Genomic DNA, 23916 nt, shown 5'->3' with positions numbered 1-23916 from the left:
GAGCCGAGCACGGCGCATGACCGGAGCAGGTCGTCGACCACCCGGTCGATTCGCCGCCCCGGCCGGCGCCGGGCTCGCCTACCCGCACGTCGCCTTCGTCGCTCCGCGCCTCCCCGACGACCGGCTACCCCGTCTACCCGCGCCGAGCCGGGAGTAGGAGGTCGGCCTCAGGCCTCTTCGATCGCGGCCCAACACCACGATCCGGAGGGCTTGGCAAGGGTGAACTCCGCCTCGACGTCGAGGTGCTCACCCCGGTTCTCCAGGGAGAGCTTCGCCCGGAAGGACGCGCTCGGCGGATTCTGCTGCTCCGTCAGCTCGGAGGAAGGCTGGAACCGCGTGACATGGGCGGCGTCGACGGCGTAGCCGGTCAGGGCCGCCTCCTCGCCGGGGCAGATCATCTTCTTGATCGCTTCGCTGTCGCTGTCCGCCCAGCTCTGGGCGAACTGCTCGGCCGCGGTGGCCGCCTCGCTGTCGCCGAACTCGACCACCCCGGTGCTGCCGTCCGAATCGGACTCCTCGTCGTCGAGCAGGAAGCCGGGTGCCACGAAACCGGTGACGCCGAACGCCGCCAGCGCGACCACCGCCACGGAGATCCCGACCCACAGTCCGGTCTTGCGCTTTGGAGCGGGAGGCATCGGCTGGCCGGGATGGTGCGGGGGCATGCCGCCGTACGGCTGGCCGTAGCCCTGCGGTGGGCCGTAGCCCTGTCCTCCTTGCGGAAGAGGTGACTGCCCGGTCGGGGGCTGCCAGCCTCCGGGGTGTCCCTGCTGGCCGTACGGTCCGGGCTGCCCGCCCGGCTGTGGTGGATACGTCATCGTCCCTCGCCCTTCGTCGCAGAAATCCGCGGGTGGTCCCCCTGCGACGTGGGCACCTCCCGGACGGTTCCGTGACGGGACGAGATCGCTAGTCGAGATCGGACGTCTCGGGATGTTCCAGGCGAAGGTCGAGGGTGCCGGTGATGCGGAGTTCCTTGATCGTGCGTTCGCCGGTGTCGAGGATGCGCACGGTGCCGTCGGGGTTCCAACCGACGCTTCGGTAGAAGGCCAGGGACGCGGAATCGGACTGTACGACCCAGGTGATGCCGCGTTCGGCCCCGCGACGGCGCAGTCCGGCCGCCGCCGTCCCGAGCAGGCGGCCCCCGTGCCCCCGGCGCCCCCACCTGGGCTCCACGAGCAGGGAGGCGATCAGTCCCGTCCGGTCGGCGTCGTCGGGCAGGCTGCCGTCCGCGGCGGCGACCTCCGAGGCGGGAGCGGGACCCGCGACGCAGAATCCGACGGTGGTGGTTCCCTCGACGGCGACGTAGACGTCGGTGTCCGGGTGTTCCACGGCTTCCGTCCAGCTCGCCGAGACCTCTTCCGGGACGAGCGTGTTCACGGCCGTGCCCAGAGCGTCCCCGTAGGCGGTGCGCCACGTGGAGAGTTGAATCCGCGTGATCTCGGGGACGTCGTCGGTGGTGGCGAGACGGACGTCGGCGGTCGTCATGTCCGTCACAGTAGCGCCCCGGTGACGGCCGGAAGAGTGTCGGGGTTAGCTGGCATGATGCGCTGGTGAGAACCGTGAGCCCGGATGCCGCCCGCCGGATCGCCCTCGCCGCGCAGGGCTTCGCCGATCCCCGCCCCGGTGCCGAGCCCGGTCGCAGGCAGCTTCGCCGGGTGCTGGACCGGCTGCGAGTGATCCAACTGGACTCGGTGAACGTGGTGGTCCGCGCGCACTACGCGCCGCTGTTCGCGCGTCTCGGCGCGTACGACCGGGAGCTGATCGACGCGGCGGCGTGGACGCACAGTGCCCGCCGTCCCCGCCTGCTCGTGGAGTGCTGGGCCCACGAGGCGAGCCTGGTCCCGGTGGAGGACTGGCCGCTGTTGCACTCCGGGGCGAAACCTCGGGGATGGTGGCGGCACTACGGCCGGATCGCCGACGCCGAGCCGGGGCTCGTGGAGGACGTGCTCGCCGTGGTCAAGGAACTCGGTCCCGTGGGCGCGGGCACCATCGAGCGGGAGCTGACGGGTCCCGTCGCCCGCACTCCGGGAACGTGGTGGGAGCGTTCCGACGTCAAGAAGGTCTGCGAATGGCTCTTCGGCATCGGTGTGCTGACCACGGGCTCCCGGCGCGGGTTCGAGCGGCTGTACGACCTCAGCGAGCGCGTGCTGCCGCCGGAGGTGCTGCACCGTACCGTGGACGTTCGCACCGCCGCGCGACAGCTCGTCGAACGCGCCGCACGGGCCTACGGCATCGCCACCGAGCCGGACCTGCGGGACTACTACCGGCTCTCGCCCGAGGTCACCCGGCGGGCCGTGGCCGACCTCGTCGCCGACGGGGTGCTGGAGCCGGTGCGGGTGGAGACGTGGAGGGCCACCGCGTACCGGCACGTGGCCGCGCGCACGCCCCGCCGCGTGGCGGGCCGGGCGCTGTTGTGCCCGTTCGATCCGCTGGTGTGGGAGCGCAAAAGGACGGAGCGGCTGTTCGGCTTCCGGTACCGCATCGAGATCTACGTGCCGGAGTCACGGCGAGTCCACGGCTACTACGTGTTCCCGTTCCTGCTCGACGGAGCGTTGGTGGCGCGGGTCGACCTCAAGGCCGACCGCGCGGCCGGGGTCCTGCGCGTGCAGGGGGCTTTCGCCGAGCCCGGCGTGGAGCGCGACCGGGTCGCCTCGGAACTCCTCGCCGAACTCGGCGTCATGGCCTCGTGGTTGGGTCTCGACGAGGTTGGCGTCGGCGAGCGCGGGGACCTCGCCGCCGAACTCAGGCGCTTGTGACCACGACTCGGCCCGCCCCGCTGCGGGCCCGGATGGACAACGCCGTCGGTTCGTCGGGAGGAGTGTCCGAGACTTCCAGGTCACTGTGGACGGTACCCCCACCGCTGGAGAGGTCGATCTCGGCTGTGACACCGCGCCGGACCCCTACCCGGATGTCGCCGGTGCCCGAGATGGCCTCCACGGACCCCGAGGCGGCCTCGCTCACGATGATCTCGCTCGTGGTGGTGCGGACGAGCACGGCGTCGGTGACCTCGCCGAGTCGGACGCTTGCGCTGCCACCGTGGATGGTGGCGGGTCCGGACAGCGTCGCGATGTCGACCTCTCCGCTGCTCGTGCGCACGGCCGTGGTGCCCGTGGCCCGGTCGAGGGCGACCGACCCCGTGCCGGTGCCGATGTCCGCCCGGCCACAGGTGCCGCGCACCGTCACTCCGGCGAAGCGGGTGCGAACCCGAACGTGGGAGTCGGTGGGAGCGGACACGGTCACCGCGAGCGGTGTCCGCAACGGCGGGGGAGGCTTCGGGCCCCGGACCACCACCCGGTCGCCCAGCTTCTCGATCCGGACTTCCTGTACCGCGTCGGTGGACGCGGCCAATGGCCCGGCCTGGCCCCCGAACATCTCGCCGACCCAGTTCAACACCCCGGCGGCGCTCTCCGCCCACGACGGCGTGCCGGCCTGGGAGCGCCGTACCTCCACGGACACCCCCGGCTCGTCGGTGAGGTGGATCTCCACGGCGCCCGCCGTGACGTCGACGTCGAGTTCGACGGGGCCTTCGGTGTCGAAGGTCTGGGTGCGGACCACGTCGTTGTTCTCCTGCGGCTGCTCGCTCATCACGTCACCCCCTCACCCAGCCGTGCAGGTGAGAGCCGCCGTGACCCCGGCCCCGGCCGTGCCCGTGGTGAGGTCCGTGGTGATGGGGGCCGTGGTGGTGACGGGGGCCGAACGGGGGCTTGCCGTGCTGGTTGCCCGCCAGCGCGCCCTGGATGGCTTGTGCGACGAACGTGTTCAGCGAGACGCCCTGTGCGGCCGCGGCCTGCTCGGCCTGGGTCTTCAGGCGTTCGAACAGGCGCAGTGTCATGCGACTGATGTCGCCGGAGTCACCCGGAGGTGGAGGTGGTGGCGGTGGAGGTGGTTGGGGGCTCTCCGGAGGTTCGGGCTCGGAGCTGTCGGTGACGACCACGCGGACGTCGCGGCCGTCGAGCCGCACCTCCACCACGTGGTCGGGGAGTTGAGCCGTGATCTCGGCGGCCAGGTCGGACAACGCGTTCATGAGTGCCAGCCGGGCCGCGGGTTCCAGTGTGGCCGACAGGACGGCGGCGGCTCGCTGGAGTTGTTCGTCGCCCACGCCGGCCGTGGTGGCAAGGGTCTCTCGCAAGGTGGCGAGGTAGGGATTCAGGTCCATGACATCATAGTGGCACCACTGGTGATGTCATGCAAGGAGAAAATGTTGTCTAAGTGGTGTCACGACGCATCCCACAGTTGGCGACGCGGCTCGTGGCGACCGATAGCGTCGGAAGTACGCTGCCGGTGTCGAACGAATGGAGGGAGTCGGACGTGGCCGAAACGGTGGCACCCAAGGTGCGGTTGATCGCGAAGACGGAGTTCTTCCCGCCCGAGGACGTGCCGTGGACGACCGACGCGGACGGTGGTCAGGCCCTGGCGGAGTTCGCCGGTCGTGCCTGCTACCAGTCGTGGTCGAAGCCGAACCCGAAGACCGCGACCAACGCGGGCTATCTGGAGCACATCATCAACGTCGGCCACCTGTCGGTGCTCGAACACGCCAGCGTGTCCTTCTACATCACGGGGATCTCGCGCTCGTTGACCCACGAACTCATCCGGCACCGGCATTTCTCCTACTCGCAGCTTTCGCAGCGGTACGTGCCGGAACGCGATGCCGCGTTCGTCGAGCCCGACGTCATCGCCAACGATCCCGAACTGCACGAGAAGTTCCTCGCCGCCACGCAGGCCAGCGTCGACGCCTACACGGAACTGCTCGAAGGCCTGGAGAAGAAGTTCGCCGACGCGCCGAGCGCCACCCTGCGTCGTAAGCAGGCCCGGCAGGCGGCCCGCTCGGTCCTGCCCAACGCCACCGAGACCCGCATCGTCGTCACCGGCAACTACCGGGCGTGGCGGCACTTCATCGCCATGCGTGCCACCGAGCAGGCCGACGTGGAGATCCGCGCCCTGGCCGTGGAATGCCTGCGGCAGCTGCAGAAGGTGGCCGAGAACGTCTTCGCGGACTTCACCATCTCGACGCTGCCCGACGGCACCGAGGTGGCCTCCAGCCCCATGGTCGCCGAGGGCTGACGGGAGAGCCGAGCCGTGCGGAAGCTGACGGTGGACGTCCGGCCGGGCGAGTACGTGATCGCCCGCCTGGACCCGAACACGTCGGTGCCGCCGGCGCTGTTCGATGCCGCGTTCGTATCGGTGACGCGCACCGAGGAGGAGCTGTCCGTCGTGTGCCCGGCGGGACGGGCGCCCGACGGCGCCGTCACTGAGCCGGGGTGGCGGCTGCTCACGGTGCGGGGGCCGCTGGAGTTCACGTTGACGGGCATCATGGCCGCGCTGGCCGGCGAGCTGGCCGCGGCGGGGGTGTCGTTGTTCGCGCTGTCCACTTACGACACCGATCACCTGCTGGTCCGGGACGTCGACCTCGCCCGCGCGGTGACGGCGTTGCGCGCGGCGGGCCACGAGGTCTGCGAAGGGTGAGGTCGTCCCGACTTTCCCGTCGCGTGTGGGCACGGGGGTGGTTTGTGACCCGAACGGGTGGTGCTGTCGCTACCATCGCTCCCGCATGAGACGAGGAGATGCAGGGTGACCGACGAGTACACCGCTACCACCCCCACGGTGCCCGCGATGAGGGTGATCGCCAACCGTTATCGCCTCGCGGGCGAACTCGGACGCGGAGGCATGGGGGTCGTCTGGCGAGCCGAGGACACGGTGATCGGCAGGCAGGTGGCGATCAAGGAACTCCGTCTGCCCGAGGGCGCCGAGGAAGGCGTCTTCCAGGAACGCGTGCTCCGGGAGGTCCGCACCGGCGGTCGGCTCAACGATCCCGCCGTCGTGACGGTGTTCGACGTGGTGTCCGAGAACGGCATCACCTACATCGTCATGGAGCTCGTCGAGGCACCGACGTTGTCGGATCTCGTGCGCTCGAACGGTCCCCTGCCCCCGCACCAGGTCGCCTCCATCGGGCTCCAGGTGCTCTCGGCGCTGCGTGCGGCCCACCGGTCGGGGATCGTGCACCGGGACGTCAAACCCGCCAACATCATGGTGGCCGCGGACGGCCGCACCAAGCTCACCGACTTCGGTATCGCGCAGGCCGTCGACGACCCGCGCATCACCACCAGCGGAATGCTCGTCGGCTCGCCGGCGTTCATGGCGCCGGAGCGCGTCGCGGGCAGGGAGGCGATGCCCGCCTCGGACCTGTGGTCATTGGGAGCCTCGTTGTTCTTCGCCGCCGAGGGCTCGGTGCCGTTCGAGCGAGCCTCCACGGCCGCGACGCTGCACGCGATCATGAACGAGGTCCCATACCTCACCAGGGTCCGGGGTCCGCTCGCCTCGGCGATCATGGGGCTCATGACGTCCTCCCCCGAGGGACGTATCTCCGCCGAGCAGGCCCACCACCTGCTCACGCTCGCCGCCCAGCCGACGACGCCTCCGGGAGGGCAACCGACCCTCCACCACCCCGGCCCGACACCGACCATGGTGGCCGGACCTCCCGGCATGACCTCGACCGCGCCGGTGTCCCCCGCGCGCAGGAAGATCCTGTGGACGACGGGTTCGCTGCTGGGGGTCGCCCTGCTGGCGGCCGGTTTCTTCCTCGGCAAGCCGGTGTGGTCGCCGAGCGTGGACGACCAGATGCTGCCCACCCTCACCTACGGGGAGGGCGGCGACGTCGCCGAGCTGTACCTCGACAGCAGTGCGAGCTGCGTCAACACCACGCTGGACAAGGGCCGTTCCATCAGCCAGAGCAACTGGGTCGACTGCGAGGAACCGCACGACGTCGAGTGGTACGGCCAGCACACCCTGCTGCCCAGCCCCAACGAGCCGGGGGCACCGCAGGCCCGCTACCCGGGTCGGGAGGAACTCGCCCACTACGCCGAGACGACGTGCGGGCTCCTCTTCCACTCCAACCGCATCGCCGATGACCGTCGCGAGCAGCTCGTCTACCGTGCGCTGATCCCGAGTCAGCAGGAGTGGGAGAAGACGCCGGACGACCTCGACGGAGTGGTCCGGTCGATCCACTGCTTCGTCGGGAACAAGGACGGCGGCCAGCGGAACGACTCGGTCGTCCAGGAAGTCGAGTAACCGGAAAACCTTCCCGCCCCGACCTCGCCTCACCGGCAATCCTGTCGTCTCGCCTGTGAAGGTGACCGAATCGCTTCCGTTCGCGTTGGTCGGGGCGGTCGTTCTCGCAGGGAAGAGGTACCGTCAGTTCCATGTCGATCGCACCACCCACCCCACCTACGGCCGCGCCGGGACGTCCGTTCGGCCGAGTGCTCACCGCTATGGTCACGCCGTTCACCGCCGAGGGCGCGGTGGACCTGAAGCGGGCGCAGGAGCTCGCCGTCCACCTGGTGGAGTTGGGCAACGACGGCCTGGTCGTCAACGGCACGACGGGGGAGAGCCCCACCACGACGGACGAGGAGAAGGCCGACCTGGTGCGGGCGGTCGTCGAGGCGGTCGGCGATCGCGCCACGGTCGTCGCCGGAGCGGGCACGAACAACACGGCGCACAGCGTGGAGATGGCCCAGCAGGCCGAGAAGGCCGGAGCGCACGGCCTGCTCGTCGTGACCCCGTACTACTCACGGCCCACCCAGGCGGGGCTGTACGCCCACTTCACCACCGTGGCGGACGCCACCGAGCTGCCCGTGATGCTGTACGACATCCCGCCGCGATCGATCGTGCCGATCGAGGTCGACACCCTCCGCAGGCTCGCCGAACACCCCCGCATCCTCGCCGTCAAGGACGCCAAGGGCGACCTGCTGGCGGGCAGCGAGGTCATCGCGAACACCCACCTCGCGTACTACTCCGGCGACGACGGGCTGAACCTGCCGTGGCTGTCCGTGGGTGCCACCGGCGTCGTGAGCGTCATCGGCCACGTCGTGGCGGGCCGCATCCGCGCGATGATCGACGCGTACGAGAACGGCGACACCTCCACCGCGCGCACGAACCACCGCGGGATGATCCCGGTGTACCGGGCGTTCTCCCGCGTCGGTGGAGTCGTGTTCGCCAAGACCGCGTTGCGGCTGCGGGGCATGGACGTGGGCGACCCGAGGCTGCCCATCGTCCCGGCCAGCGAGGACCTGGTGCGTGCCATCGCCGACGACCTCACCCAGGCCGGAGTGCCCCTGGAGACGTCTTCCTCCGACGACTGGGCGAGCTCGCGCGTCGCCGCCGCGGACTCGGCGGCGGCCTACGTCACACCGACCACACACACGAGCGTTGGGACCATTCAACGGTGAGTGTTCAACCGAGCGGACCGGGACCCACGAACCTGCCGCCGGAGCTGCCCGAGGGCGGCCTTCGCGTCGTCGCCCTCGGGGGAATCGGCGAGGTCGGTCGCAACATGACCGTCTTCGAGTACGACGGCAGGTTGTTGGTCGTCGACTGCGGTGTCCTGTTCCCCGAGGACGCCCAACCCGGCGTCGATCTGATCCTGCCCGACTTCCGGGCCATCGAGGACCGACTCGACGACATCGAGGCCCTCGTGCTGACCCACGGCCACGAGGACCACATCGGCGCCGTGCCGTTCCTGCTGCGGATGCGACCCGACCTCCCCGTGTACGGGTCGCGGTTCACGCTCGCGCTGGTGTCGGCCAAGTGCAAGGAACACCGTCAGCGTCCGGTGCTGTTCGAGGTGGCCGAGGGACAGCGCCGCACGGTCGGGCCGTTCGAACTCGAATTCTTCGCGGTCAACCACTCGATCCCCGACGCGCTCGCGGTGGCGCTGCGTACCCCGGCCGGGATCGTGCTGCACACCGGGGACATCAAGCTCGACCAGCTTCCGCTCGACGGCAGGCTCACCGACCTGGCCGGATTCTCCCGGCTCGGTGACGAAGGCGTCGACCTGCTGTGCATCGACTCCACCAACGCCGAGGTGCCGGGCTTCGTCATGCCGGAGCGGGACATCGGTCCCGTGCTCGACGACGTGATCGCGCGCGTGCGGCAGCGCGTCATCGTGGCGTGCTTCGCCAGCCACGTGCACCGTGTGCAGCAGGTCCTCGACGCGGCCCACCGGCACGGCCGGCGCGTGGCGTTCGTCGGCCGGTCGATGGTGCGCAACATGACCATCGCGGCCGAGCTCGGGTTGTTGACGATCCCGCCGGGACTCCTCATCGACCTCGACGAGGCGGTGAACCTGCCCGAGACGAAGGTGCTGTTCGTGTCCACCGGTTCGCAGGGCGAGCCGCTGTCGGCGCTGTCGCGGATGGCCAGGGGCGAGCACAAGCAGATCTCGATTCGCGCGGGCGACACCGTGGTGCTCGCCAGCTCGCTGATTCCGGGCAATGAGACCGCCGTGTTCGGCGTGATCAACGGCCTCGTGCGCCTCGGCGCCGACGTCGTGCACCAGGGCAACGCGAAGGTGCACGTGTCCGGACACGCGTCGGCGGGGGAGTTGCTCTTCCTCTACAACGCCATCCGCCCCAGCAACGTCATGCCCGTCCACGGCGAGTGGCGGCACCTACGGGCGAACGCGGCGCTGGCCGTGCGTACCGGGGTGGCCGAGGACAACGTCGTGCTCGCCGAGAACGGCGTGGTGGTGGACCTCGTCGACGGCAAGGCGTCGATCACGGGCCGGGTCGAGGTCGGCATGGTGTACGTTGACGGCCTGTCGGTGGGTGACGTGGGCGAGTCCACGTTGTCCGACCGGCTCATCCTGGGCGAGGGCGGGTTCATCGCCATCACCGTGGCCGTCGACTCGACCACCGGACGCGCCGTGAGCTCCCCGACGCTGTCGGGACGTGGCTTCTCCGACGACCCCAAGGCCCTCGACGAGGTCACCCGGCTCGTGGAGATGGAGCTGTCGCGGACCGAGGCCGAGGGCATCACCGACACCCACCGGATCGCCCAGGCCGTGCGGCGGGTGGTCGGCCGCTGGGTCGCCGAGACCTACCGGCGCAGGCCGATGATCGTGCCGACGGTCATCCCCGTGTGACCGGCGGCCTCACCGCCGACGCTCGGGGGACTGCTCGGCGTGTCGCCTGCTGGTGAGGCTGACCACCACCAGGGCCAGCAGAACCATGACGCTCTGAGCCAACAGGGCCCTCCGGGCGCGGCGTTGTTCGGCACGAGTCGGACGGCTCATCCATTCCCCCCGGTGTGTCGGTTCTTGCGAGCGGGACCGCGCGACATCGCGGACGGTGCCGTCGGCAGTGTCGCGCGGGTGTCACCCCTTTGGAAGGGGCTCGTTCGAGCTCGGTTCCCGTGTGCCGGATTCGTCACTAAAATCCGGGAGCCGCTCAAGGGGTTCGAGGCTCCGCCGCGCCGTCGGGACCGCCTTGTGCCGACGGCGCGGTCAGCTGCACCAGCAGCGCGCCACCGAGCAGCACGACCGCGCCCAGCACCTGCACCCAGCCGAGTGCTTCGTCCAGCAGGACCCACGCCATGCTCGTGGCCACCAACGGTTCCAGCAGAGCGAGCACGCTCGCCGTGGACGCGGGAAGGTGGCGTAGCGCCGTGATGCCCGCCAGATACGCCAGCACCGTCGACACCACGGCGACGGTCAGCAGCAGTGACCACACCGGCGGACGCCACGGGCCGAGCTCGGCGGGCTCCAGCAGGATCGAGACGGGCAAGGTCCACGGAGGAGCGACCACGCACACGGCGACGGCGCCCACCACCATGCCCCACGTGACCATCCCGAGCGGGTGATGGCTGGCCACCCCGTGCTCACCGAGCAGGAAGTAGGAGGCCGAGCACACGGCCGTCGCGATCCCCGCCGCGAGTCCTATCGCGTCCAGGGTGAGTCCCTCGTGGACACGCGCGACCAACGCCAGACCCACCAGCGCCAGGACGATGCCGAGCCACATCGGCCACGGCAGCCGCACCCGGCGCACGAAGCGCACCCACAGCGCGACGAGGACGGGTGAGGTGAACTCCAGCAGGATCGCGATGCCCACGGGAACCCGCGCGGCGGACAGGAAGTAGAAGAGCTGAACACCGGCCACGCCGAGCAGGCCGTAGCCGAGCAGCACCCGCCACTGCCCGTGTCGCACCCGCAGCAGTCCGGGCCGGGTCAGCCCCACGACGACGAGCAGCACCACGGCGGCGATGCCGATACGGGCCACGGCGACCTGCTCCGGGGAAAGCCCCGCCGTCATCGCGGGTTTGCCCAGCGGACCGGAACTGCCGAAGCACAGTGACGACAGGACCAGCAGCACGATGCCGCGTGTCCGGTCGCGTACCGGGGCGGTGGCGGTCGCCGTGGAGCCGCCCGTCTCGGAGGGGCTCATGCCCGCGTTTCCGGGCGCCAAGGACTGTGTCCGTCCGTCGGCCTGGTGGGGTCGAAGAACCGCGGTGCGTCGGGTTCGTCGGCGCGCAGGGGCACGAGGCCGTCGGTGATTGCCCGCATGATCACCGCGTGCGCCTTGACGGCGTCACCGGGGCGCCCCTCCCGGAACGGCGAGAGGTCCACCGGCTCCCCGAAGTGCACGCGGAAGGTGGGCCGCCGCAGCGGCGACGTGAGTCCCGACCGAGCCAGGGGAACGATGTCGGCCAGCCCCGTCACCGTCTCGGTGCCCCAGTACACGGCCTCGTGCGCACCCCACTGGCTGATGGGGACGACGGGGACGCCCGCCTTCAGGGCCAACCGGGCGACACCCGTCTTGCCGCGCTCCGGCCACAGTCCCGGATCGTGGCTGATGCGCCCCTCCGGGTAGACGATGATCGGGCCCGTGCTCGTGCGCAGCGCCTCGGCGGCCTGGGCGAACTGCGCCACCGCGGCCCTCGACGAGCCACGGTCGACCCGTAGGTGCCCGCTCGCGCGTAGCACGGGACCCACGATCGGCGCGTCCAGCAATCCACCCGCGAGCATGAACCGGGGCGCCAGCCCGAGCCGATGGCACGCGGCCATCAGGACGAACGCGTCGAACACGCCGATGTGGTTCGCCGCCATGAGGAGAGGTTGCCCGCGTAGCGAGTGGGGGATGCCGCCGCTGACCCGCAGGCGTCCCGCCAGGTTGACGAGCCCGCGGTTGAGCGTGAGTATCGTCCGCCACACCAGGGGGGTCTTACTCCGTTCGGCTGACCCTCGGTCGTGTTGAAGCGCCACCATGAGCGGAAAGCATGTCACGTGGGTTCGCCGCGGGACACGGGGTGTGCGTGACGCCGATCAATATCACCTGTGACCAGTGTGGCGTACGGGGCGAACGTGACGGAGCGACTACCGTAGGGGCATGGCCAGCGGCTCGACGACAAGGGGGCGAGGCACCGCGCGGACCGGCGCGGGGCGCGGATCGCAGCGCTCGACGAAGGCGAGGACCTCGTCGTCGAAGGCGAAGTCCGGCGGTCGTACGACCGCGTCGCGGAAACCACCGGCGAAGCGATCGAAGCGGTCCTCGGGCAGCGCCCTCGGCAGGGCACTGCGCGGCGCGTGGACCCTGCTCGCCCGTGGGGTCGGCGGGCTGGCCAGAGCGGTCGGACGGACCCGCGAACTCGATCCGGAACACCGCAGGGACGGCCTGGCCCTCGGCCTCATCGCCCTGGCCCTGGTCGCCGCCGTCGGCGTGGTCTGGGAAGGCGCGGGCCCCGTCGGTGAGGGCATTGCCGTCGGCACGCGAAGCGTCATCGGCTCCGCCGCCGTGGCCCTCCCGGTGGCCCTGCTGATGGCGGCCGTGGTGCTCATGCGTTCGCAGCCGCGTCCCGAGACCCGCCCGCGCATGGTGGTGGGCACCGTACTCATCGGCCTCGCCGTGCTCGGCCTGCTGCACCTCGTCAGTGGCAGGCCCCAGGAGCACGCCGACCAGATGTACGCGGGCGGCTGGATCGGATGGTTCTCGGGCGACCTGCTCGCGCGCGGGGTCACCGGTTGGGTGGCCGTCCCGCTCCTGGTGCTGGTGCTGCTCTACGGCGTGCTGGTGTGCGCGGGAACGCCCATCCGCCGCGTCCCGCAGCGACTACGCGAGTGGACCGGGGCCGAGGCGGACGCCAACGCGGACGAGGAACCACCCCGGCGCCGCACGGCTCGGAGCCGGACCACCGAAGCCGACGGCGCGGACTCCGGGCCCGAACCCGACACCGAGACGGACTCCACCACCGCCCGCCCGCGCGGGTCGACGCGGAAACGGAAGCCGGCGGAGCCCGACGAGGCGCAGCCGACGCTCGACTTCGCCGCACCCGCCGAGTCACCGACCGAGGAACTCGCGCGCAAACCCGCCCGTGCGAAAGCGGCGTCGAAGACGGCCCGCCGCCGGGCACCCGCCCTGTCGGTCACCCGGACCGTCGAGGGCGACTACAAGCTCCCGTCGCTGGACCTGCTCACCTTCGGAGCCGAGTCCAAGGGACACAGCTCCGCCAACGACGCGATGATCGAGGCGATCACGCGTGTGCTGGAGCAGTTCAAGATCGACGCGCAGGTCACGGGTTTCACCCGCGGCCCCACGGTCACTCGGTACGAGGTGGAGCTGGGACCGGGCGTGAAGGTCGAGAAGATCACCGCGTTGACCAAGAACATCGCCTACGCGGTGGCCACCGAGAACGTGCGCCTACTCGCCCCGATCCCCGGCAAGTCGGCCGTGGGGATCGAGGTGCCCAACACCGACCGCGAGATGGTGCACCTCGGGGACGTCCTGCGGTCGCCCGAGGCGGCGTCGGACGACCACCCGATGGTCATCGGGCTCGGCAAGGACATCGAGGGCAACTTCGTCACCGCCAACCTCACGAAGATGCCGCACCTGCTGGTGGCGGGCTCTACGGGCTCCGGTAAGTCGAGCTTCGTCAACTCGATGCTGGTCTCCCTGCTGGCCAGGGCCACGCCGGACGAGTGCCGCATGATCCTCATCGACCCGAAGATGGTCGAGCTGACGCCGTACGAGGGTGTCCCGCACCTGATCACGCCCATCATCACCCAGCCGAAGAAGGCCGCCGCCGCGCTCGCCTGGCTGGTGGAGGAGATGGAGCAGCGCTACCAGGACATGCAGGCCAACCGCGTGCGGCACATTGACGACTTCAACCGCAAGGTGCGGTCGGGAGAGATCACCGCGCCGCCCGGCAGCGAGCGGGTCTACCGGCCGTACCCGTACATCATGGCCATCGTCGACGAGCTGGCCGATCTGATGATGACCGCGCCGAGGGACGTCGAGGACGCCATCGTGCGGATCACGCAGAAGGCCCGCGCGGCCGGCATCCATCTCGTGCTGGCCACCCAGCGCCCGTCCGTGGACGTGGTCACGGGTCTCATCAAGACCAACGTGCCGTCGCGGCTGGCGTTCGCGACGTCGTCGCTCACCGACTCCCGCGTCATCCTCGACCAGCCGGGCGCGGAGAAGCTGATCGGCATGGGTGACGCGCTGTACCTGCCGATGGGGTCGGGCAAACCCATCCGGGTGCAGGGCGCGTTCGTCAGCGACGAGGAGATCACCGCCGTCGTGGCGGCCACCAAGGAGCAGGCCGAGCCGGACTACACCGAGGGCGTCACGACGGCCAAGGTGGGCGAGAAGAAGGACATCGACCCCGACATCGGCGACGACCTCGACGTCCTGCTCCAGGCCGCCGAGCTGGTGGTGAGTTCGCAGTTCGGCTCGACGTCGATGCTGCAGCGCAAGCTGCGGGTGGGCTTCGCGAAGGCGGGTAGGTTGATGGACCTGCTGGAGACCCGAGGCGTCGTGGGGCCCTCGGAGGGCTCGAAGGCACGCGAGGTGTTGGTGAAGCCGGAGGACCTGCCGGGGGTACTCGCGATGATCCGTGGCGACGCCCCCTCGGCGGAGGAGTGACGAACCATGTCCACGACCACCCCCGACCCCCTGGCCGCCGTCGAGTCCGTCCGCGTCTACGCCATCCCCATGCGGACCCGGTTCCGGGGCATCACCGTGCGCGAGGGAATGTTGTTGCGCGGACCCGCCGGGTGGGGGGAGTTCTGTCCGTTCGACGACTACGCCGACTCCGGCTCCGTGCCGTGGCTCGAAGCGGCCGTCGAGCAGTGCACGGGACACTGGCCCACCCCGGTGCGCGACCGGATTCCCGTCAACTGCACGGTGCCCGCGGTGGGACCCGACGCCGCGCACGAGATCGTCACGAAGTCGGGGTGTCGCACCGCGAAGGTGAAGGTCGCCGACCGGCCCGGATCGTTGGGGGAGGACCAGGCCAGGGTCGAGGCCGTGCGCTCGGCGCTGGGACGGGACGGTGCGATCCGCGTGGACGCCAACGCGGCGTGGGACGTCGAGACCGCCGTGCGCCACATCCGGGTCCTCGACCGCTCGGCGGGAGGCCTCGAATACGTCGAGCAACCGTGTCGCACTTTGTCCGAACTCGCGCAGGTGCGACGCCGGGTGGACGTGCGCATCGCCGCCGACGAGTCCATCCGCAGGGCCGAGGACCCGCTGCGGGTGGCCGTGGCCGAGGCGGCCGACGTGGCCGTGCTGAAGTGCCTGCCGCTGGGTGGTGTGCACCGCGCGCTGCGGGTCGCGGAGGCGTGCGGTCTGCCGTGCGTCGTGTCCTCGGCACTGGAGACGACCGTCGGGCTCGCGGCCGAGGTGGCGTTGGCGGCGGCGTTGCCCGAGCTGCCGTTCGCGTGTGGACTCGGCACGTTGTCGCTGCTGGACGGTGACGTGGTGCCGCCGTCGGCGGCGCTTCGGCAGGTGGATGGGTTCGTCTCGGTCCCGGACACCCGTCCGGAACCCGACCCGGCCCTGCTGGACGCCCACGCGCCCGCCGACCCGGTCGTCGCCGCCCGCTGGCTGGCCCGGCTGTCCAGGGTGAGCGCGTTGCTTCAGGAGCGCTGAGCGTCCGAGGGATCGGTCCGCTTGTCGAGGTGCAGCAGCATCCGGGTGTTGCCCAGCGTGTTCGGCTTCACGAACGGCAGGTCGAGGAACTCGGCGACACCGGTGTCGGCCGACCGTCGCATTTCCTCGTAGACCTCCGCGGGGACGGGGGTGCCCTCGATCTCGGTGAACCCGTGCCGTGCGAAGAACTCGGTCTCGAAGGTCAGCACGAACAGTCGTGCGAGCCCGAGTTCGACCGCGAGGTCGATGAGCCGCCGCACCAGGGCGTGCCCGATGCCACGGCCACGGACGGCCTTGTCCACGGTCACCGTGCGAATCTCGGCGAGATCCTCCCACATGACGTGCAGCGCACCGCAGCCCACGACACGGCCGTCCAGCTCGGCGACCCAGAACTCCTGCACGTCCTCGTAGAGCGTGATCAGGTCTTTTTCCAGTAGCACCCGCCCCGCGTCGCGGTCGACCAGCGCTTTGATGGTGCGCACGTCGGCGATGCGGGCGCGCCGGATCAGGGGTGCTTGCACGGCATAGACGCTAGCGCTTACGGCGATCGGCCGTGACCAGGGTGTGCTCGAACGTGGTGGGGTGCCCGTTACCCTGAACAGGTGTCTAGCGCTGAATCCTCGCCCCACCGTCGGGTTTCTCTGGTGACGCTCGGGTGCGCCCGTAACGAGGTCGATTCCGAGGAACTCGCAGGTCGGCTCGTCGCGGACGGCTGGGAACTCAGTGACGACCCCACCGCCAGCGACGTCGTCGTGGTCAACACGTGCGGGTTCGTCGAGCAGGCCAAGAAGGATTCGGTCGACACGCTGCTCGCCGCCTCCGACACCGGCGCGAAGGTCGTCGCCGTCGGGTGCATGGCGGAGCGCTACGGGCAGGAGCTGGCGGAGAACCTGCCGGAGGCCGACGCGGTGCTCGGCTTCGACCACTACCCGCACCTCGCCGAGCGGCTCTCCGACATCGTCGAGGGCAAGCGGGTCGAGTCGCACACGCCGACCGACCGCAGGAAGCTGTTGCCGATCACCCCCGTCGAGCGGCAGGCCGCCGCTGAGGAGGTGACCGTTCCCGGTCACGCTGGCTGGGGTCCGCGCGTGTTGCGTTCCCGGCTCGACGACTCCCCGGTCGCCCCGCTCAAGATCGCGTCGGGCTGCGACCGCCGCTGCTCGTTCTGCGCCATCCCCTCCTTCCGTGGCTCGTTCGTCTCGCGGCACCCCGACGAGCTGGTGGCCGAGGCCGAGTGGCTCGCCGGCCAAGGGGTGCGGGAGCTGTTCCTCGTGAGCGAGAACTCGACGTCCTACGGCAAGGACCTGGGTCGAGACCTCGGGGGCACGCGGGCGCTCGAACGACTGCTGCCCAGGTTGGCGGCCATCGACGGCATAGCCCGAGTGCGGGTCTCCTACCTCCAGCCGGCCGAGACCCGGCCGGACCTGGTGCGGGTCATCGCCACCACGCCGGGGGTCGCCGACTACTTCGACCTGTCCTTCCAGCACTCCAGCGAGTCCGTGCTGCGGCGGATGCGACGGTTCGGCTCCACGGAGTCGTTCCTTGCTCTGATCGAGCAGATCAGGTCCTACGCCCCCGAGGCGGGTATCCGTACCAACGTGATCGTCGGTTTCCCCGGTGAGACGGAGGAGGACGTCGCCGAACTCGAACGGTTCCTCACCGAGGCGCGACTGGACGCGGTCGGCGTGTTCGGGTACTCCGACGAGGACGGCACCGAGGCGGAGACGTTCGACGGCAAACTGGACGACTCCGAGATCGCCGAACGGGTCGGCCGGATCTCCGCGTTGGTCGAGGAACTCACCGCGCAGCGGGCCGAGGACCGGATCGGTTCGACGGTCGACGTGCTCGTGGAGTCGGTCGAGGAGGAGATCGTGGGCAGGGCCGCGCACCAGGCTCCCGAGGTGGACGGCGAGTGTGTCGTGCTCACCGACGGCGAGTACGAGGTCGGTGAGCTGATTCGCTGCGAGGTCGTGGACAGTGCGGGCGTCGACCTGGTGGTGCGTCCCGTCGGCGCTGCGGACTCCGCGACGTGAGTACCGGCAAGGCTGACGGGACGAGCCCGGCCGACGCCGTCGTTCGGGAGGACGTGGCCGTCCCCATGTGGAACGTGGCCAACGTGCTCACCATGGTGCGCCTGGTGCTGGTGCCGGTGTTCGTCGTGGCGTTGTTCCTGGGGGACACTCCCGGCGGGGCCGAGTGGTTCGACGTCTCGCCCTGGCGTTACGTCGCCACCGCCGTGTTCGCCCTGGCGGCCGTGACCGACCGCCTCGACGGCTGGCTGGCCCGGCGCTACGACTTGGTGACCGACTTCGGCAAGATCGTCGACCCGATCGCCGACAAGGCCTTGATCGGGGCCGCGTTGCTGGGGCTGAGCGTGCTCGGTGAGCTGCCGTGGTGGATCACCGTCGTGATCCTCGGCCGGGAGGCCGCCGTGACGGCGCTGCGGTTCTGGGTCATCCGGCACGGGGTCATCCCGGCCAGCAAGGGAGGCAAGGCCAAGACCCTGACCCAGGTCGTGGCCATCGGTCTGGTGTTGTTGCCACTCCCGTCGCAGGCCGAGCCCGTCGTGTGGGGCCTGTTGGGCCTGGCCGTACTCCTCACGCTCGGCACGGGGGTGGACTACCTCGTCAGGGCGGTGCGACTGCGGGCGGTCGCCCGCCAAGGTCCCGTGGAGCTGAAGTGAGCGCACCGGGTGGGCACGACGTCGAGCAGGCGGCGTGGCTCGTGGCCGAGCTGACCCGTCGCCGTCAGACCGTGGCGGCGGCCGAGTCGCTCACGGCCGGGCTCGTGTGCGCGACGATCGCGCGGATCCCCGGAGCCAGCGCGGTGCTGCGGGGTGGTCTGGTGGTCTACGCCACCGACCTCAAGCACGGCCTCGCCGACGTGGACGAGAAGCTGTTGGCCGAGCACGGTGCCGTGTACCCGGAGGTCGCCGCGCAACTGGCAGAGGGGGCCCGGAGCCGCTGCGGTGCCGATTGGGGGCTCGGTCTCACGGGAGTAGCCGGTCCCGACCCCCAGGACGGTGTCGATCCCGGAGTCGTGCACCTCGGGCTGGCCGGACCCGGTACCCGCGTGGTGCGGACCGTGCATCTGTCGGGTGACCGGGAAAACGTCCGAACGGGCGCAGTGGAAGAGGCTCTCCGGTTGCTCCGGGAACATATTCGGTAACCGAAGCGTTCGCTGTGGGCGGACGTTCGTGTTAAGCACCTGCGCTTCGTCCCTCGGTCTCGGTACCGTGGGGACAAGGAAGGGAGGCGCGTGATGACCGTGCTGTTGCGTGAGGCGATCGGTGATCGGCTCCGTCATGCCCGCACCACCAAGCGCCGGACGCTGCGCGACATCTCCCGCGCCGCCAAGGTGAGCCTTGGGTACCTGTCCGAGGTCGAACGAGGGCAGAAAGAGGCGTCCAGCGAGCTGCTCGCTTCGATCTGCGAGGCGCTGGAGCTGCCGCTGAGCGAGTTGCTGCGCAACGTCGCCGCGGACGTCTCGGCACTCGACCGGGTCGACGCGGCCGTCGATCCCCGCCCCGACGAACTGACGACCGTGGGCGCCGAGGAAGGCAAGGACACACCGGGCGAGGGGCGGATGGACGAGAGGAAGCGTGGTTTCGAGGGCGGCCGTCTGGTCACTGGCCGCAAGCGTGACGATCTCACGGACTTCCGCCTGTCTCCGACGCTGCGGACCACCATTCGTGCCCCGAAGTCGAAGGCCGTGCTGGCCGCATAAGGCCGCGGCATCAGGGTGATCCCTGAAATCGGCGGGGTCGCCTGGAACGGCGACGTCCGACCTGACACGATGGAACCCAAACACGGGGATCACGTGTTCGAGAAGCGCGCAGCGTATTCGACGTTGACGTTTGTCGGGCAGGTGCGGTACCCGGTCGGCAACTGTGGTACGCGAGAAAGCAGGCGGAGGAGATGGCCAACCCTTTCGTGAAGTTCTGGAAGTACCTGATGGCGGCGTTCTCGTCCAAGGTCGACGAGCACGCTGATCCCAAGGTGCAGATCCAGCAGGCCATCGAGGAGGCGCAGCGAAACCATCAGGCCCTGTCCCAGCAGGCCGCCTCGGTGATCGGCAACCAGCGACAGCTGGAGATGAAGCTCAACCGGCAGCTCGGTGAGGTCGAAAAGCTGCAGGCCTCCACTCGTCAGGCGCTGACCCTCGCAGACGAGGCCAGGGCGAAGGGTGACGAGAAGAAGGCCCAGGAGTTCGAGACCGCCGCGGAAGGCTTCGCCGCGCAGCTCGTCACGGCGGAGCAGGCGATCGAGGATCTGAAGACGCTGCACGACCAGGCGTTGCAGGCCGCCGAGCAGGCCAAGCAGGCCGTCGAGCGTAACGCCGCCATGCTGCAGCAGAAGCTGGCCGAGCGCACCAAGCTGCTGTCGCAGCTCGAACAGGCGAAGATGCAGGAGCAGGTGTCGGCCTCGCTGAACCAGATGTCGGAGCTGGCCGCGCCGGGCAACACGCCGTCGCTGGACGAGATCCGCGACAAGATCGAGAAGCGGTACACCACGGCCCTGGGATCGGCCGAGCTGGCGCAGAACTCCGTGCAGGGTCGGATGCTGGAGGTTCAGCACTCCACCACCCAGCTGGCGGGTCACAACCGCCTGGAGCAGATCAGGGCTTCCATGAGGGGCGAGTCGGTCGCGCAGGTCACGAGCGGCGAGTCCGGGAGCAGCACCGCGTCGAGCTCGTCGACGTCCTCGGACATCCAGCGCGAGATTCAGGCCAGGGTCGAGGCCGAGCGTCAGAAGAACCAGGCGTGACCGCAGCAGTCTTCACGTGGGGGTAAACCGTGGCGGGCGGACGGAACGAGCGTTTCGCGAAGTTCGACAAACACTTACAGCGTCTGCCCGACTACGCCCAGCGCGCCCAGCGGATGGTGCGTGCGTATGCCGACGCCGCGAAGACGGCTCGGACGTCCGAGGGAGCCGAAACCGAGTCTCGACCGGTTCCCGTCGTGCCGCCGGTCGTCGCCGAGGTCCGGGAGAAGTGGGCGCGCTGGAACGACCCCGCGGCGAAGCACGAACGTCGTAAGCGCCGCACGTCGCGTGCCCTGACGCTGTGGATCGTGCTTTCGCTGGTGGCCGTCCTGTACGCGGTCGTCGGCTACGCAGGGCTCACCGGGGGAATAGACGGATGGCGAGGGGCCTTCAGCGGCCTGGTCGGCACGGTGGTCTTCGGTGCACTGGGGGTCCGTTCGGGGATTCGGCTGTACCGGCTGAGCAAGATCACGGTGCCGGCGACGCCTCGCCCACCCGAGCTGCCACGTAGGGGGTCCGTGGCCAGGGAGCCGATGGAGCGACTGGCGCGAAGCGAAGCGTCGCTGGCGGAGCTGCTGGCCCAACTGTCCGAGTCCGCCGAACACGGTACGGCGCCGGTGCCGCAGTTGTCGGTGGAACAGACCCGCTCCACCGCGGAGGAGGCCGCCGCCGCGTTGCGGACGCTGGCCGCGCGGATCGAGTCGGTCGAGCGGGCGAGGGCGTCCGCGCCCGCGAGCGAACACGCGGCGTTGGACGCCGCGGTGGCGGAGCTGCGCGGGCAACTCGACGAGGGGGTGGAGGAGTACGGCTCCCTCGTCGCCGCCGCGGGCCGGGCGGTGGCGGCCTCCAGCGGAGGCGTGCCGCAGGCCAGGGAAGCACTCACCGACGCCACCGATCGCCTGGCGGGGTTGGCGTCGGCGTTGCGGGAGCTGTCGTCGTCGTAGGAACGGGTGTTCTCGTAGGGGCCGGTTGACCGACTGCCGAGCCGGGTAGGTACTACGCGCCAGACTCTGTCAGGAAAGGACAGCGGCGTGAACCTGTTCCTGTTCGACGACGACACGGTCCCGCTTCCTCCCATCACCACGAGCCAAGCCGTGCAGCGCGTGCTCTCGGTGTTCGACGCGCTCTCGCGGGGGCTCGGCCCCGCACCGTCCGTGCGGCTGCGTTGCCGGGAGGACGTCCTCGTGGAGGCCAAGGCCGTGGACGAGCGGGTTCGGGCGGGGGAGCACCTGCCGCTGGTGGGCACCCTCGTCGCCGCGCCGGACCAGCCGGTCGTCGTGGGCAGACTGATGCGGGCGGGCGCGGTGGTCGCCGGGCACACGGTGCCGGGGGCGCCTTCCCCCGGTACCGAGGTGCGGTTGGAGACGCTCAGCAAGCTCGACGCGCTGTTGGTGACCGAGCCGCCCTCCGCCTGCCGCGGCGTGGTCGGGTTCGTGCCCACCCGCGGCCTGTTGCCCGCGAGCGAGTCGGGGATCACCACGGTGCTGGCGCGGGACGCGGCCGTGGCCCAGCAGGTGGCGGCCGCGGTGACGGGGCCGGACCCCCGGTCGGATTCGGCGACGTTCAGCAGGCACTGGCCCGAGTCGGTGCGCCTGAGCGCGGGTGACCACCCCCGCGTCGGGGTCCCCGACCACGCGTTCCTCGCCGGACTGCCTCCCGCGGAGGCGGCTCGACTCCGGACGACGGCGGAGACGTTGCGGGTCGCGGGCGCGGTGACGGACGAGATCGACTTCGGCGACGGGGACGTCCTCTGCCGCCGTCGTGCGGCGCTCGCACTGCGGGACCACGACGCGCTGCTGCTGCCCCAGGGCAGGGGGGCGGGTTCGCTCGCGCGGCTGGTGACGCGTCTGGACACGGCCGCCATGCTGCTTCCCGTGCGCGACGGAGGCGGGGTGGGACTGCTGACGAAGCCGTTCGACGACCAGATCGCGCTCGACCTCGCGGGGCTGCTCACCGGGTCCCAGGCGCCCTCGCCCTATCCGGACGTGGGAGTGCGGCTGATCGCCTTCGGGTCCTTCCTGCGAGGCCAGCCACGGGCGGTCGAGCTGGAGCGGGTCGGGGCGCGTTTCACGGGCTTCGCGACCACCTCACGCCACTACCGGCTGGTGCTGTTCGAGCAGGACCCGCCCGAGGCGGGAGTCGTGCCCACGGACGTTCCGACGGAGGGTGGGCCGTTGCTCGGGGAGGAATGGTTGCTCTCCCCCGCCGCGCTCGGGGAGTTCGTCGCCGGGCTGTCCGCGCCGATGCGCCTGGGCACGGTGGACCTGGCGGACGGCACGAGCGCGCCCGCGATCCTGTGCGATCCGGCCGTGGCCGAGGGTGGGGTGGACCTCACCGCGTGGGAGTGCTGGCGCGCCTACCTGCGTCACCTCAGCGCGGTACGGCCCGCTGCCGCGAAAGCCGGGAGTTGATCCGCTTCACCACCGCGGGGCCGTGGAGCGCGAACGCGCTGAAGACCTGCAACAGGCTCGCTCCCGCGTCGAGCATGCGGAGCGCGTCGTCCGGGCTCCCGATGCCGCCCACCCCGATGATCGGCAGTGAGTCGCCCACTCGGTCGTGGATGAAGCGCACGATCTCCACCGAGCGCGCGGCGAGGGGGCGTCCCGAGAGTCCGCCCTGCTCGGAGGCGAACCGGGCGTCCTCCGGGGCGAGCCCTTCTCGGGAGAGGGTGGTGTTGGTGGCGATCACGCCCGAGACGCCGTGGTCGAGGCAGACGCCCAGGAGTTCGTCGAGAGCGTCGAACGACAGGTCGGGAGCCACCTTCACGAGCAGGGGCACCGGTTCGCGCCGGGCGGCCTCCGCGAGTTCACGGGAGGTGCGGGAGAGCTCGGTCAGCAGTTCCGTCAGCGCGCCGCGGTCCTGCAGCGTGCGCAACCCCGGTGTGTTGGGGGAGCTGACGTTGATCGCCACGTAGTCGGCGTACGGGGACAGGGTGACGAGCGAGGTCCGGTAGTCGGAGATCGCGTCCTCGACCGGGGTGACCTTGGACTTCCCGATGCTGATGCCGAGCGGGACGTCCGGGGTGCCGTCGGTGGCCAGCCGTCGCGCGAGGGCCTCCGCGCCGGCGTTGTTGAAGCCCATACGGTTGAGCACGGCGTCACTGGCGTCGAGGGTGAACAGCCGCGGTCCGGGGTTCCCCGGCTGCGCGTGGCGGGTCACCGTGCCCACCTCGACGAAGCCGAAGCCCAACGCGGACCACGCGTTCAGGGCGCGGCCGTCCTTGTCCATCCCCGCGGCGAGGCCGAGCCGGTTCGGGAACCGGACACCGAACACGGTGCACGGGTCGTCGACCCGGTAGTACCGGCGTAACGCCGTGGTGAGGGGACCGAATCTGCCCACCCCGGCGAGCAGCTGCACGGTGCGTTCGTGCACGGCCTCGGCGTCGTTCCGGTGGAGGCGGTAGAGGGCGGGCCGGACGATCCTGTCGAAGAGCACGACGTCCAGTATCTGCCACGGGA

At 70.4% G+C, this 23916-nt stretch carries 24 protein-coding genes; 15 read left to right on the top strand and 9 right to left on the bottom strand.

Going from position 1 to position 23916, the window contains the following annotated elements; translation table 11 throughout:
- Positions 1-167: 167 nt before the first annotated feature.
- Both SACGLDRAFT_RS13785 and SACGLDRAFT_RS13780 read right to left on the bottom strand, forming a co-directional pair.
- Complete coding sequence (locus SACGLDRAFT_RS13785; protein WP_005465419.1) at positions 168-815, bottom strand: hypothetical protein; 648 nt, start codon at positions 813-815, stop codon at positions 168-170.
- A gap of 88 nt (positions 816-903) precedes the next feature.
- Positions 904-1482: a GNAT family N-acetyltransferase gene (locus SACGLDRAFT_RS13780; protein ID WP_005465418.1), complete on the bottom strand. Its 579-nt coding sequence runs from the start codon at positions 1480-1482 to the stop codon at positions 904-906.
- Positions 1483-1547: 65 nt separating this feature from the next.
- On the opposite strand from SACGLDRAFT_RS13780, the gene SACGLDRAFT_RS13775 reads away from it, so the two are divergent.
- Positions 1548-2753, top strand: a complete 1206-nt coding sequence (locus tag SACGLDRAFT_RS13775; RefSeq protein ID WP_040919061.1) for a winged helix-turn-helix domain-containing protein — start codon at positions 1548-1550, stop codon at positions 2751-2753.
- Here the strand turns inward: SACGLDRAFT_RS13775 and SACGLDRAFT_RS13770 are convergent.
- Both SACGLDRAFT_RS13770 and SACGLDRAFT_RS13765 read right to left on the bottom strand, forming a co-directional pair.
- On the bottom strand, positions 2740-3582 hold the full coding sequence (locus tag SACGLDRAFT_RS13770; RefSeq protein ID WP_005465416.1) for a DUF4097 family beta strand repeat-containing protein: 843 nt from the start codon (positions 3580-3582) through the stop codon (positions 2740-2742). The genes SACGLDRAFT_RS13775 and SACGLDRAFT_RS13770 overlap by 14 nt on opposite strands.
- Before the next feature lie 4 nt (positions 3583-3586).
- Positions 3587-4153 carry a toxin-antitoxin system HicB family antitoxin gene (locus SACGLDRAFT_RS13765; RefSeq protein WP_005465415.1) on the bottom strand — a complete coding sequence of 189 codons (567 nt, stop codon included), beginning with the start codon at positions 4151-4153 and terminating at the stop codon, positions 3587-3589.
- 152 nt (positions 4154-4305) lie between these two features.
- Here SACGLDRAFT_RS13765 and thyX point away from each other — a divergent pair, with 152 nt between their 5' ends.
- From thyX to SACGLDRAFT_RS13740, 5 genes are all read left to right on the top strand, one after another.
- Complete coding sequence (thyX, locus tag SACGLDRAFT_RS13760) at positions 4306-5058, top strand: FAD-dependent thymidylate synthase (protein WP_005465414.1); 753 nt, start codon at positions 4306-4308, stop codon at positions 5056-5058.
- A gap of 15 nt (positions 5059-5073) precedes the next feature.
- Positions 5074-5460 carry an ACT domain-containing protein gene (locus SACGLDRAFT_RS13755; protein ID WP_005465413.1) on the top strand — a complete coding sequence of 129 codons (387 nt, stop codon included), beginning with the start codon at positions 5074-5076 and terminating at the stop codon, positions 5458-5460.
- Between the two features lie 105 nt (positions 5461-5565).
- The gene (locus tag SACGLDRAFT_RS13750; protein WP_005465412.1) at positions 5566-7062 is read left to right on the top strand and encodes a serine/threonine-protein kinase; all 1497 of its coding nucleotides are present in this window, start codon (positions 5566-5568) and stop codon (positions 7060-7062) included.
- A gap of 131 nt (positions 7063-7193) precedes the next feature.
- Positions 7194-8219, top strand: coding sequence for a 4-hydroxy-tetrahydrodipicolinate synthase (dapA, locus tag SACGLDRAFT_RS13745; protein WP_005465411.1), 1026 nt, complete (start codon positions 7194-7196; stop codon positions 8217-8219).
- Positions 8216-9913, top strand: a complete 1698-nt coding sequence (locus tag SACGLDRAFT_RS13740) for a ribonuclease J (protein WP_005465410.1) — start codon at positions 8216-8218, stop codon at positions 9911-9913. The genes dapA and SACGLDRAFT_RS13740 overlap by 4 nt, the downstream gene beginning before the upstream one ends.
- A 9-nt stretch (positions 9914-9922) precedes the next feature.
- Here SACGLDRAFT_RS13740 and SACGLDRAFT_RS22525 read toward each other — a convergent pair whose 3' ends face one another.
- From SACGLDRAFT_RS22525 to SACGLDRAFT_RS13730, 3 genes are all read right to left on the bottom strand, one after another.
- Positions 9923-10063 carry a hypothetical protein gene (locus SACGLDRAFT_RS22525; RefSeq protein WP_198283505.1) on the bottom strand — a complete coding sequence of 47 codons (141 nt, stop codon included), beginning with the start codon at positions 10061-10063 and terminating at the stop codon, positions 9923-9925.
- Positions 10064-10217: 154 nt separating this feature from the next.
- A complete protein-coding gene (locus tag SACGLDRAFT_RS13735; protein ID WP_005465409.1) occupies positions 10218-11210 on the bottom strand; it encodes an EamA family transporter in 993 nt (330 codons plus the stop codon).
- The gene (locus SACGLDRAFT_RS13730; RefSeq protein WP_005465407.1) at positions 11207-12031 is read right to left on the bottom strand and encodes a lysophospholipid acyltransferase family protein; all 825 of its coding nucleotides are present in this window, start codon (positions 12029-12031) and stop codon (positions 11207-11209) included. Before SACGLDRAFT_RS13730 ends, SACGLDRAFT_RS13735 begins: the two co-directional genes overlap by 4 nt.
- A gap of 121 nt (positions 12032-12152) precedes the next feature.
- On the opposite strand from SACGLDRAFT_RS13730, the gene SACGLDRAFT_RS13725 reads away from it, so the two are divergent.
- Positions 12153-14687, top strand: a complete 2535-nt coding sequence (locus SACGLDRAFT_RS13725; RefSeq protein ID WP_005465406.1) for an FtsK/SpoIIIE family DNA translocase — start codon at positions 12153-12155, stop codon at positions 14685-14687.
- Positions 14688-14693: 6 nt separating this feature from the next.
- Positions 14694-15695, top strand: coding sequence for an o-succinylbenzoate synthase (locus SACGLDRAFT_RS13720; RefSeq protein ID WP_005465405.1), 1002 nt, complete (start codon positions 14694-14696; stop codon positions 15693-15695).
- Here SACGLDRAFT_RS13720 and SACGLDRAFT_RS13715 read toward each other — a convergent pair.
- Entirely contained in the window at positions 15683-16216 is a 534-nt protein-coding gene (locus tag SACGLDRAFT_RS13715) for an amino-acid N-acetyltransferase (RefSeq protein WP_005465404.1), read from the bottom strand. The genes SACGLDRAFT_RS13720 and SACGLDRAFT_RS13715 overlap by 13 nt on opposite strands.
- Positions 16217-16297: 81 nt before the next feature.
- On the opposite strand from SACGLDRAFT_RS13715, the gene rimO reads away from it, so the two are divergent.
- From rimO to SACGLDRAFT_RS13680, 7 genes are all read left to right on the top strand, one after another.
- Entirely contained in the window at positions 16298-17728 is a 1431-nt protein-coding gene (gene rimO / locus SACGLDRAFT_RS13710; RefSeq protein ID WP_005465403.1) for a 30S ribosomal protein S12 methylthiotransferase RimO, read from the top strand.
- The gene (gene pgsA / locus SACGLDRAFT_RS13705) at positions 17725-18378 is read left to right on the top strand and encodes a CDP-diacylglycerol--glycerol-3-phosphate 3-phosphatidyltransferase (protein WP_005465402.1); all 654 of its coding nucleotides are present in this window, start codon (positions 17725-17727) and stop codon (positions 18376-18378) included. Before rimO ends, pgsA begins: the two co-directional genes overlap by 4 nt.
- Positions 18375-18863 (top strand): CinA family protein, encoded by a 489-nt coding sequence (locus tag SACGLDRAFT_RS13700; RefSeq protein WP_005465401.1) that lies wholly within the window; start codon positions 18375-18377, stop codon positions 18861-18863. Before pgsA ends, SACGLDRAFT_RS13700 begins: the two co-directional genes overlap by 4 nt.
- A gap of 93 nt (positions 18864-18956) precedes the next feature.
- Positions 18957-19421 (top strand): helix-turn-helix domain-containing protein, encoded by a 465-nt coding sequence (locus SACGLDRAFT_RS13695; RefSeq protein ID WP_005465400.1) that lies wholly within the window; start codon positions 18957-18959, stop codon positions 19419-19421.
- A gap of 191 nt (positions 19422-19612) precedes the next feature.
- On the top strand, positions 19613-20461 hold the full coding sequence (locus SACGLDRAFT_RS13690; protein ID WP_005465399.1) for a PspA/IM30 family protein: 849 nt from the start codon (positions 19613-19615) through the stop codon (positions 20459-20461).
- A 29-nt stretch (positions 20462-20490) separates the two neighbouring features.
- Positions 20491-21402, top strand: coding sequence for a phage shock envelope stress response protein PspM (gene pspM, locus SACGLDRAFT_RS13685; RefSeq protein ID WP_005465398.1), 912 nt, complete (start codon positions 20491-20493; stop codon positions 21400-21402).
- A gap of 87 nt (positions 21403-21489) precedes the next feature.
- Positions 21490-22869 carry an allophanate hydrolase-related protein gene (locus SACGLDRAFT_RS13680; RefSeq protein WP_005465397.1) on the top strand — a complete coding sequence of 460 codons (1380 nt, stop codon included), beginning with the start codon at positions 21490-21492 and terminating at the stop codon, positions 22867-22869.
- Here SACGLDRAFT_RS13680 and SACGLDRAFT_RS13675 read toward each other — a convergent pair.
- Positions 22829-23893, bottom strand: a complete 1065-nt coding sequence (locus SACGLDRAFT_RS13675; protein WP_005465396.1) for a quinone-dependent dihydroorotate dehydrogenase — start codon at positions 23891-23893, stop codon at positions 22829-22831. The genes SACGLDRAFT_RS13680 and SACGLDRAFT_RS13675 overlap by 41 nt on opposite strands.
- Positions 23894-23916: the final 23 nt, after the last annotated feature.

Source organism: Saccharomonospora glauca K62 (assembly GCF_000243395.2).
Taxonomy (GTDB): domain Bacteria; phylum Actinomycetota; class Actinomycetes; order Mycobacteriales; family Pseudonocardiaceae; genus Saccharomonospora; species Saccharomonospora glauca.
The sequence above is the reverse complement of the archived record's forward strand: the minus strand, read 5'-3'. Positions and strand labels throughout refer to the sequence as shown.

What these genes read in the sequence shown, in the direction of transcription:
- SACGLDRAFT_RS13785 (WP_005465419.1), bottom strand. Translation starts at nt 815, where the DNA reads ATGACGTATCCACCACAGCCGGGCGGGCAGCCCGGACCGTACGGCCAG.
- SACGLDRAFT_RS13780 (WP_005465418.1), bottom strand. Translation starts at nt 1,482, where the DNA reads ATGACGACCGCCGACGTCCGTCTCGCCACCACCGACGACGTCCCCGAG.
- SACGLDRAFT_RS13770 (WP_005465416.1), bottom strand. Translation starts at nt 3,582, where the DNA reads ATGAGCGAGCAGCCGCAGGAGAACAACGACGTGGTCCGCACCCAGACC.
- SACGLDRAFT_RS13765 (WP_005465415.1), bottom strand. Translation starts at nt 4,153, where the DNA reads ATGGACCTGAATCCCTACCTCGCCACCTTGCGAGAGACCCTTGCCACC.
- dapA (WP_005465411.1), top strand. Translation starts at nt 7,194, where the DNA reads ATGTCGATCGCACCACCCACCCCACCTACGGCCGCGCCGGGACGTCCG.
- SACGLDRAFT_RS22525 (WP_198283505.1), bottom strand. Translation starts at nt 10,063, where the DNA reads ATGAGCCGTCCGACTCGTGCCGAACAACGCCGCGCCCGGAGGGCCCTG.
- SACGLDRAFT_RS13735 (WP_005465409.1), bottom strand. Translation starts at nt 11,210, where the DNA reads ATGAGCCCCTCCGAGACGGGCGGCTCCACGGCGACCGCCACCGCCCCG.
- SACGLDRAFT_RS13730 (WP_005465407.1), bottom strand. Translation starts at nt 12,031, where the DNA reads ATGGTGGCGCTTCAACACGACCGAGGGTCAGCCGAACGGAGTAAGACC.
- SACGLDRAFT_RS13725 (WP_005465406.1), top strand. Translation starts at nt 12,153, where the DNA reads ATGGCCAGCGGCTCGACGACAAGGGGGCGAGGCACCGCGCGGACCGGC.
- SACGLDRAFT_RS13720 (WP_005465405.1), top strand. Translation starts at nt 14,694, where the DNA reads ATGTCCACGACCACCCCCGACCCCCTGGCCGCCGTCGAGTCCGTCCGC.
- SACGLDRAFT_RS13695 (WP_005465400.1), top strand. Translation starts at nt 18,957, where the DNA reads ATGACCGTGCTGTTGCGTGAGGCGATCGGTGATCGGCTCCGTCATGCC.
- SACGLDRAFT_RS13690 (WP_005465399.1), top strand. Translation starts at nt 19,613, where the DNA reads ATGGCCAACCCTTTCGTGAAGTTCTGGAAGTACCTGATGGCGGCGTTC.